Source organism: Sporosarcina luteola (genome assembly GCF_007991495.1).
Taxonomy (GTDB): Bacteria; Bacillota; Bacilli; order Bacillales_A; family Planococcaceae; genus Sporosarcina; species Sporosarcina luteola.
Genome location: NZ_BJYL01000034.1, coordinates 24634 through 34968, shown reverse-complemented (window position 1 = coordinate 34968; position 10335 = coordinate 24634). Strand labels below are relative to the sequence as shown.

Sequence of the window (10335 nt, the reverse complement as noted above, 5' to 3'; positions counted from 1 at the left end):
ATTCTTCTTATAAAAAGCTGCCTCCCACGTAGAGAGACAGCCGCATTTTCATCAATAGACAGATGTATTATCTGCAGTGATATTTTCAAGTATTTCTTTAACGCGTGCAAGGAAACGTCCGGCTACAAGGCCGTCCAATACTCGGTGGTCAAGTGATAAGCATAGATTCACCATATCTCTAACACCAATCATGCCGCCGCTCATTACGACAGGACGTTTTACAATCGATTCGACTTGAAGGATTGCTGCTTGCGGGTAATTGATAATGCCCATCGATTGGACAGAACCAAATGAACCTGTGTTGTTCACAGTAAAGGTGCCGCCTTGCATTTCATCCGATTTCAATTTACCAGAACGGACTTTAGAAGCCAGATCATTGATATCACGGCCGATTCCTTTGATCGATTTCTCATCTGCATGTTTGATGACAGGGACGTACAAAGCATCATCCGTAGCGACAGCAATAGATATATTGATGTCTTTCTTTTGGATGATTTTATCTCCCGCCCACATAGAGTTCATCATCGGGAATTCTTTCAATGCTTGTGATACAGCTTTCACGAAGAAAGCGAAGTAGGTAAGATTGAAGCCCTCTTTTTGTTTGAAATCGTTTTTCAATGAATCACGGTATTGAACGAGATTTGTTACATCCACCTCAATCATCGTCCACGCATGCGGTGCCTCATGTTTAGAGCGGAGCATGTTCGTAGCGATTGCCCGGCGTACACCAGTGATTGGAATTTCGATATCTCCAGCGGCGGCAGGGATTGATTCAGTTACTGCCGGCTTGCTCACAGGACGTTGTTCAGCGGCTGGAGCAGCTTTCGTTTCGGTTGCTGCAGGCTGTTCAACTTCAACTGGAGCAGTTGGCATTTCTCCACTATCAATAATGGATTGGATATCTTTACGCGTAATGCGCCCTTCTTTTCCAGACCCCTGAACGAGGGAAAGATCAATATTATTTTCCTGGGCAAGTCTCATAACTGCCGGAGAATAGCGAGCAGCGCCTGCTCCTTGTTTGATTGGTGAAGCTGGCTTTTGGGAGCCAGCGGCAGGCATTTCATTCGCTGGTTCTTCCTTGGCAGGAACCGCCGCAGGCTGACTATCCTGTCCTTCGCTTCCTTCCGCGCCACCTTCAGTTTCAATTGTACAGACGACGACTCCGACTTCCACAGTTTCGCCCTCTTGCACGATGATTTCTTTAATTGTTCCAGAGAAAGATGAAGGGATTTCCGCCGTCACTTTATCCGTATTCACTTCTGCTAAAGGATCGTATTTATTTACCGTATCCCCTGGTTTCACGAGCCACTTTTCAATCGTTCCTTCAGTAACACTTTCACCAAGTTTAGGCATTTCGATTTTTTCAATTGCCAATTTGAAATCCTCCTTTCTAATTAAAATTCCGCCAATTCACGCGCCGCTTTTTCAACTTTGTCCGGGTTGACCATGAAAAATTTCTCCATTGTTGGTGCATATGGCATTGCAGGAATATCAGGTCCCGCAAGACGTTTGATAGGCGCATCTAGATCGAATAGGCAATTCTCCGCGATGATCGCAGATACCTCACTCATAATGCTTCCTTCCAAATTATCTTCGGTGACGAGCAATACTTTACCAGTTTTTGAAGCTGCTTCAATGATCGCTTCTTTATCAAGAGGATAAACAGTACGCAAATCAAGGATATGAGCGGAAATTCCATCTTCCGCAAGCCTTTCAGCAGCTTGCAATGCAAAATGTACACATAATCCGTAAGTGATGATTGTAATATCATCGCCTTCACGTTTCACATCGGCTTTTCCTATTGGCAATACGTATTCCTCTTCAGGAACTTCACCTTTAATCAAACGATAAGCACGCTTATGTTCAAAGAACAAGACCGGATCATCATCTCTTATTGCAGCTTTCAATAGTCCTTTTGCGTCATATGGTGTTGACGGGATGACGATTTTCAAACCAGGCGTGCTTGCGAACATCGACTCGACGGATTGGGAATGGTAAAGAGCACCATGGATTCCACCGCCGAATGGTGCGCGGATGACAATCGGGCAAGACCAGTCATTGTTAGAGCGGTAACGGATTTTCGCAGCTTCCGAAACAATCTGGTTGACTGCCGGCATAATAAAGTCAGCGAATTGCATTTCAGCTATTGGTCGCATTCCGTACATCGCAGCACCGATACCTACTCCGGCAATCGCGGATTCAGCAAGCGGCGTGTCGAGCGCACGATATTCACCGAATTGGTCATAAAGGCCAGTAGTCGCTTTGAATACACCGCCTTTTCGACCGACGTCTTCTCCAAGAACGAATACGTTGTCGTCCCGTTCCATTTCTTCTTTCATCGCTTGTGTAATTGCGTCAATATATGAAAGTACAGCCATTATCTGTCTCCCCCTTCCTCTTTATAGACGTGGTGAAGTGCATATTCCGGCTCTGCGTAAGGAGCTTTTTCTGCATAATCCGTCGCTTCATTGACAATTGCCTTGATGCGTTCGTCCATTTCTTTTTCATACGCATCATCCATAACGCCCGCTTCTTTTAAATAAGCAGCAAATTTAGGGATTGGATCGAGTTTCTTTTCAGCTTCAAGTTCTTCAGCATCTCGGTACAGACGGTGGTCGTCGTCTGATGAGTGAGCAGTCAATCGGTAGCAAACAGCCTCGACAAGGCTTGGGCCTTCGCCGCTTCGTGCACGATCTGCTGCTTCCTTGACGACGCGGTACACTTCAAGTGGATCCGTACCATCAATCGTTACACCCGGCATTCCGTAGCCGATCGCTCGGTCAGAAACGTTCTCACATGCCAACTGTTTTTCAATTGGTACGGAAATTGCATATTTATTGTTTTCGACCATGATCACTGTCGGTAATTTATGGACGCCCGCGAAGTTCATTCCTTCGTGGAAATCCCCTTGGTTGGATGAACCTTCACCTAATGTGACGAATGTGATGAAGTCTTCTTTTTTCATTTTAGCTGCGAGTGCAACGCCGACTGCGTGTGGAAGTTGCGTTGTCACTGGAGATGAGCCTGTTAGGATGCGGTTTTTACGTTGGCCGAAGTGGCCAGGCATTTGACGGCCGCCTGAGTTTGGATCTTCTGCTTTGGCGAATGCCGAAAGCATTAGTTCTTTTGGTGTCATTCCAAAGTGGAGGACGACGCCCATGTCACGATAGTATGGGGCAATCCAGTCTTTATCTTTGTCGAGTGCATAGGCAGCTCCTGCTTGTGCTGCTTCTTGTCCTTGGCAGGAGATGACGAATGGAATTTTTCCAGCGCGGTTTAAAAGCCACATACGCTCGTCTAAACGCCTTGCCATGACCATTGTTTCATATATTGCCAAAACGTCTTCGTTTGTCAGTCCTAGTTCTTCATGACGCGATTTTGCCATTGTATGAATCCCCCTTCGTGTCGATTGTCATAATTAAATCAAGTGACCTGCTAAATAAAACGGTTGATTTCCGCTCCAGGCGGACGCTTTCCAGACGAAAAGCGGAAGGCGCTTGCTCAGATGCGACAGGCATAAGGCAAAGATGCGGCGTGGCGGTCTTTGCCACAGAGCAGCTTTGACTTATGACCCGAGCATCTAGCGCCTGGAGCTAGACAGTGGAGTCGCCGCCTTTCGCTCCAATCAACGGAACTACCTAATAACAACAACGTGATATTACACAGGGTCAATCAAAAATCACATATGAATAGCCTTGCCATCCACTGCTAGTGCGGCTTCGCCCATTACTTCGGAGAGGGATGGGTGTGGGTGGATGGTTGATGCTACTTCCCATGGAGTTGCGTCAAGGACCATTGCGAGTCCCGCTTCGGAAATCAGATCCGTTGCGTGGGCGCCGATCATATGAATGCCCAATAGGTCGTTGCTTTCTTTATCGGCGATGATTTTTACGAACCCTTCTGCACTGCCGTTGACAAGTGCTTTGCCGATGGCTGCAAATGGGAACTTACCGACTTTCATATTGTAGCCTTGCTCTTTCGCTTGTGCTTCAGTCAACCCTACGCTTGCAGCTTCAGGGCTTGAATAAATGCAACGCGAAATGTTTGTATAATTGATTGGTTCAGGGGAGAGACCCGCAATATGTTCTACTGCAGCTATCCCTTCATGTGACGCTACATGTGCTAATTGAAGTCCGCCGATGGCATCGCCAATTGCATAAATATGGCTTTCTTTCGTCTGGAACGTCGGTTTTGTCTGGATGTAGCCTTTATCTACCTGAATTTCAGTATTTTCAATGCCAATTCCTTCAGTGTTCGCTTGCCGTCCTACGGATACGAGCATTTTTTCGGCAGTGAATTCCTTCATCTCACCAGCTACCTCCGCAGAAATGGTGACCGAATCTGCTGTTTTGGAAAGCGTTTCAGGCAGTACTTTCGCGCCTGTCATAAATGTGATTCCTTTTTTCGCAAGGATTTTTTTCATCTCCTTCGAAATGTCAGCGTCTTCTGTCGGAATGATTCTGTCAGCGTATTCAATAACTGTCACTTCGACGCCAAAATCATTTAACATGGAAGCCCATTCGATTCCAATGACTCCGCCGCCGACAATGATCATGGACTTTGGTAATTCGGTCATCTTCAGTGCTCCGTCAGAAGAGAGGATTTGTTCTTCGTCCAGTTCAAGTCCAGGCAACGTGCGGGGTCTTGACCCGGTAGCTAGAATAAGGTTTTTCAAGATGAGCATTTCATTCTCTTCACCGTTATTCATTTCAACTGAAATTGTACCTGGCATAGGAGAGAAAATCGACGGCCCAAGCATTCTGCCAAAGCCTTCATAGACGTCGATTTTCCCTTTCTTCATCAAGGCAGTGACGCCTTTATGAAGCTGTTGGACGATTTCTTCTTTCCTTGCTTGGACACGTCCGAAGTTCAATGTGGCTCCAGTCGTTTCGACACCGAAATATGCAGCGTCATTTTTTGCCATCTTATAGACTTCAGCGCTTTTCAGTAACGCTTTACTTGGAATGCATCCTTTATGGAGACAAGTTCCACCAAGCAACTCTTTCTCGACAAGAGCTGTTTTAAGACCTAATTGTGCAGCGCGGATAGCTGCGACATAGCCACCAGTTCCTCCGCCTAAAATAACTACATCGTATTCGACCGCCATTCTTTATGGCCTCCTCATCACTATCCATTATGCCGGATAGGTTTTTGCTTGCTCCTCGCCATTCAACACCCGTAAAGCTCCTTCAGCCAGCGCTTGCAATTCATCTTCTCCCGGGTAGACGACTACGTCAGCAATCCATTGGATACGGGATTTTATCATCTCGACATATTGTTTCCCGTAGGCAAGCCCCCCAGTCAAAATAATTGCGTCCACTTTTCCTTCAAGGACTGCAGCTGCGCTTCCAATCTCTTTTGCTACTTGATAAGCCATCGCTTCATAGACGAGCGCCGCTTCTTGATCGCCGCCTTCGATCCGCTTCTCAACAGTGACAGCATCATTTGTCCCAAGATAACCGACCAAGCCGCCTTTACCTACCAATCTCGCCATAATCTCAGTACGGAAATAGGTTCCGGAATAGCAGAGATCGACTAGCTCCCCGGTAGGAACGGTTCCAGCACGTTCCGGACTGAACGGTCCATCACCGTGCAAGCCGTTGTTGACGTCGATTACTTTTCCTAAATGATGGGCACCGACTGTTATTCCGCCTCCCATATGGGTGACAATTAGCCGCAACTCATCATAATTTTTCCCGACTTGTTTCGCATAACGTCTTGCAACTGCTTTTTGGTTCAATGCATGAAAAATCGATTTTCGGCTGACGAGGGAAAATCCCGAAATACGGGCAATTGGCTGCATCTCATCAACAACGACAGGGTCGACAATATATGCCGGAATCCCTGCCGCCTTTGCAATTTCGTCAGCAATGATGCCACCTAAGTTCGATGCATGCTGTCCGGAAAAGCCTTTTTTCAAGTCTTCGATCATTGGTTCATTCACATCATACGTACCTCCGGCTATCGGTCTGAGTAGACCGCCTCTTCCACAAACGGCATGTATGCTGTCCAAGTCGACTCCTCCGCGATTCATCGATGATAGGATGGCATCTTTCCTGAAAACGTATTGGTCGATAACTGAAGGATATTGCGCAAGATCCTCTGCCGTATGCCTCAATGTGTCTTCCAATATAAGCTGATCATTGTCGTACACACCGATTTTCGTTGAAGTGGAACCAGGATTAATAACAAGGATCCTGAAGATCTTATTTTGCACAACTATCTCCCCTATCGTCTAAGATGCGCCGTTGGTTATTTTCTGTTCGAAAGGACACTTTTTTCATTTTGCAAAAACTGGCTGCGTGATTTTGCAACACGGGCAATTCTTTCTTCCGCAAGTCGATCAGCCGCTACGTAGGTAGGGATATTATCGCGTTTTGAAATTGCAAAGATTTTTTCGATTGTATCGTAAATACCGGCTACCCGCTTCAATGCACGTTCGCGATTATAACCGTCAAGTTCATCCGCCACGTTAATAACCCCACCTGAGTTGATGACGTAGTCAGGTGCATAAACGATGCCCATTTCATGAATGATGTCGCCGTGTTCCGGATTTTTCAATTGGTTATTCGCTGAGCCCGCAATAACTTTCACTTTCAATTGTGGAATTGTTTCGTCGTTGATGATGGCACCAAGTGCACATGGAGCGAAAATATCCGCTTCTTGCGAATAGATTTCTTCGGTAGAAACTGCAACTGCACCAAAAGCATCAACTGCTCGTTGTACCGCTTCTTTATTAATATCCGCTACGATCAATTTCGCGCCTTCTTCATGCAAGTACTCGCACAGCGTATAAGCAACGTTCCCTACACCTTGTACAGCAACAGTCTTGCCTTCAAGGGAATCGCTTCCGAACGCTTCTTTTGCTGCTGCTTTCATTCCTTTGTAAACGCCGAATGCAGTAACTGGAGATGGATTGCCTGAAGAACCGAACTCCGCAGATACACCCGTTACATAATCAGTTTCCAAATGAATCAAGTCCATATCTGCTTCTGTTGTGCCCACATCTTCCGCAGTGATATATCTACCGTTCAATCCTTCTATGAAACGACCGAATGCGCGGAACATTTCATCATTTTTATCAGTTCTTGGATTACCGATGATAACTGTCTTACCGCCGCCAAGATTCAAACCTGCAGCAGCGTTTTTATATGTCATTCCTTTTGCAAGTCGAAGTGCATCCTCGATTGCTTCTTCTTCACTTGCGTACGTCCACATGCGAGTTCCGCCTAAAGCTGGTCCAAGCGTTGTGTCATGAATAGCGATGATCGCTTTTAAGCCTGAAGTTTTGTCCTGACAGATGACGAGTTGCTCATAATCGTGAGTTTCCATATATTTGAATAATTCCATGATGTTGTTCCTCCTTGGGATAGTCCGTTTTAGTTTTTTGATGTTTGAATGGCTAATGCCAATGAATAAAGCTTGGTTTCAGCGCTGTCCGATCTTGATGTTAGAACGATCGGCGCTCTGGCCCCTTGTATAATCCCTCCGACTTTCGCATTAGCAAAGTACATAAGCGATTTATACAAGATGTTTCCTGCTTCGATGGAAGGGACGACTAGGATATCCGCTTTCCCGGCTGTTCCACTCGTAATCCCTTTATGTCTTGCAGATTCGATTGATATTGCGTTATCGAGCGCAAGCGGCCCGTCGACGATACAGTCTTTGATCTGTCCCCTTTGATTCATGACGACGAGAGAAGCGGCATCCGTCGTTGGCGCCATTGCGGGATTAATTGTTTCGATTGCGGCAAGTGGGGCAACGATCGGTTCAGTGACGCCGCAAGCTCTTGCAACCACGACGGAATTCCGGATAATTTGTGCCTTTTCCTCAAGGTTCGGCGCAATATTCATCCCCGCATCCGTGACAAACAGCAATCGATCATAACCGTTCACTTCAAATGCAGCAACATGAGAAAGGACTTTGCCTGTGCGCAAGCCGTATTCAGCATTCAATACCGCTTTCAGTACGACTGCCGTCGGCAAATTCCCTTTCATAAGCACCTGCGCCTCACCGCTTGAAACTGCGCGCACCGCTTTCTCTGCGGCTTCCTGTGAATTGTCGGTATGCAAAATTGTGATATACGGATGTTTCTCCAATTCTGGGAAACGCTCTATTATGAGCTTCCGTAATCGCTCTTCATCATCATAAAGTAGAAAAGAGGCAATCCCTTTCATTATCGCCATTTCTACAGCCTCAAGCACTTCCGGATCAGCCGCACACGCGACTGATACAACACGGTTGCCAGAAGATGCCGTTTTTTCTACTAGCGCATCGAGTGTTGACATTGTCAGCTCTCCTTCATCAGATGAGTTTGTATTTCTCCAGTTTGTAATATAAGGAGCGCAATGAAATACCGAGACGATTTGCAGTCAATGACTTGTTGCCATTATGCTCATCTAAGGCTTTTTCAAGAACGGATCGCTCGTAATCATCCATGACGGATGCCAACGTACTTTTTTCGGGAAGAATTTCTTCGCTCGTTTTCATTTCATTCGTAAAAAGCGACTTCTTAATATCTTCGGCTTTAATAATAGTGGAAGCAGGCTCAATATAAATCATCGCTCGACTGAGAACATTTTCAAGTTCGCGCACATTACCCGGCCAATCGTATTGTTGAAGCTTATTCATCGCCTCGTCCGATATCGTTTCCACATTCATTCCAAATTCCTGATTCACTTTCGTTAATAAGTGATTAACTACTTCGGGAATGTCTGATTTTCTCGTCCGCAACGGAGGAATTTGGATTGTAATGCGAGTTAGGGCATAGTATAGTTCCGTGTGGAATGTTCCTTCATGAATCGCCTTTTCCAGATTTTTGGAAGTGGCTGCAATGATTCTGACAGGTTCGGAAGTGTTCATTTGCAACATCCTCTGCTTCAAATAGGACAAAAGCCGAACCTGTACTGTCAGCGGGAGATCGGTCACTTCGTCGAGGAAAATACTGCCGCTGACAGCTTCCTCGAACAAGCCGGGCTTAATTGGTTTATTACTATCATACCTTCCGCTTTCACCAAACAATTCCTTTTCCATAGCAGAAGGATCAATGGCTCCACAATTCACACGGATGAAATTATAAGATTTCCTGGAGCTTTCACTATGGATGGCGTTTGCAAATAATTCTTTTCCTGAGCCCGCTTCCCCTCTTAATAAAACAGGAATGTCCGATTTCGCGGCTATTCTTGCTTGGTCAATCGCGAGATCTATGTCCGGGGAACTTCCATGAATATCAGCGAATGTGTACGTCGATTCCAATTTTCGGATCGTCTGTCTTGCCAGATCAAGCTCTCTCATAAGACTTCGCATTTCGGTAATATCATGGATGACTCCGATACTGCCTTTCATCTGCCGATTGACAATAATAGGCGCGACATTTACAATAACATCCCGATTATCTTCACCTATCCGCATATTCACACCGCGTATAGGCTTTTTCGTCTTCAGCACTTTCATATGGATACTTTCGCCTTCATTAATATCAACCGTGGCTGGTTTTCCAATTACCTCATCTTCGGACAAGCCAGTAATCCTAGTATATGCAGGGTTCACAAGTACACCGTTACCATTTTCATCTACTACAGAAATGGCGTCGTCGCTCGAATGGATAATCGCTTCCAACATCGTCTTCACTGATTTCAAATCAATGATTTCCTCAGCTAATTTGACAACTTCAGATATATCCTTGAATACTGCAAATGCTCCAAATGTATCGCCATCGGCGGATATAAGCGGATAGCGCGAACTGATTATTTCCAAACCATTCGGAAGGATCAATTCATCGTTCACTTCAGCTTTGCCGGACTGAAGCACTCTCACTAATTTACTTTCAGGTATGATGTCAAAAATCGATTTTCCGATTGCGTTAAAATCAGAAACTTCCAACATCTTGCAAGCGCTTTCATTTATGAAATCAATGATTCCATCGCGATCGATTCCAATCATGCCTTCATCGATTGAATTGAAAATGAGGCGTTGCCTGTCCATCTCAGTTTGTATCCTGCGAATGAACCGATCATTTTCATTTAATAAACCAACTAGAAGATTAGCTACGGTTCCAGGAATGAGTAATGTATGTGCAGGAATGCTCTCCATCAATTCCTTTACTACCGACTTATCTCCAGTCACATCAAAGACAATCTGAATATCTTCCGTTAAAAACGGTTTCCAATCGGATCCGTGTTTGATGCCCATCTTTCTGGCGAAGTGCAAACCTGGAGCCTGTTCATCTTTGTCAACGATAGCCTTCACATTCATAAAATTCAGGTTAAGAAGTAGGTTCAGTATAATTGTGCCTCCGGAACCTGCTCCAACAATGAGAACATTTTGCAAGGATAT

Annotated in this window: 8 protein-coding genes; all 8 read right to left on the bottom strand. The window is 45.5% G+C overall.

Annotation, left to right across the window (positions count from 1 at the left end; genetic code table 11):
- Positions 1 to 51 precede the first annotated feature (51 nt).
- The gene (locus SLU01_RS12740) at positions 52 to 1374 is read right to left on the bottom strand and encodes a dihydrolipoamide acetyltransferase family protein (protein WP_147058915.1); all 1323 of its coding nucleotides are present in this window, start codon (positions 1372 to 1374) and stop codon (positions 52 to 54) included.
- A gap of 20 nt (positions 1375 to 1394) precedes the next feature.
- Positions 1395 to 2378 (bottom strand): alpha-ketoacid dehydrogenase subunit beta, encoded by a 984-nt coding sequence (locus SLU01_RS12735; protein ID WP_147058913.1) that lies wholly within the window; start codon positions 2376 to 2378, stop codon positions 1395 to 1397.
- Positions 2378 to 3385: a thiamine pyrophosphate-dependent dehydrogenase E1 component subunit alpha gene (locus SLU01_RS12730; protein WP_147058911.1), complete on the bottom strand. Its 1008-nt coding sequence runs from the start codon at positions 3383 to 3385 to the stop codon at positions 2378 to 2380. The genes SLU01_RS12735 and SLU01_RS12730 overlap by 1 nt, the downstream gene beginning before the upstream one ends.
- Before the next feature lie 294 nt (positions 3386 to 3679).
- Positions 3680 to 5107 (bottom strand): dihydrolipoyl dehydrogenase, encoded by a 1428-nt coding sequence (gene lpdA / locus SLU01_RS12725; protein ID WP_147058909.1) that lies wholly within the window; start codon positions 5105 to 5107, stop codon positions 3680 to 3682.
- 27 nt (positions 5108 to 5134) lie between these two features.
- Positions 5135 to 6217 carry a butyrate kinase gene (gene buk / locus SLU01_RS12720; protein WP_147058906.1) on the bottom strand — a complete coding sequence of 361 codons (1083 nt, stop codon included), beginning with the start codon at positions 6215 to 6217 and terminating at the stop codon, positions 5135 to 5137.
- A gap of 35 nt (positions 6218 to 6252) precedes the next feature.
- Positions 6253 to 7350 (bottom strand): Leu/Phe/Val dehydrogenase, encoded by a 1098-nt coding sequence (locus SLU01_RS12715; protein ID WP_147058904.1) that lies wholly within the window; start codon positions 7348 to 7350, stop codon positions 6253 to 6255.
- Positions 7351 to 7379: 29 nt separating this feature from the next.
- A complete protein-coding gene (yqiS, locus tag SLU01_RS12710; protein ID WP_147058902.1) occupies positions 7380 to 8288 on the bottom strand; it encodes a phosphate butyryltransferase in 909 nt (302 codons plus the stop codon).
- Positions 8289 to 8304: 16 nt separating this feature from the next.
- Entirely contained in the window at positions 8305 to 10329 is a 2025-nt protein-coding gene (locus SLU01_RS12705) for a sigma 54-interacting transcriptional regulator (protein ID WP_147058900.1), read from the bottom strand.
- Between the last annotated feature and the right edge of the window lie 6 nt (positions 10330 to 10335).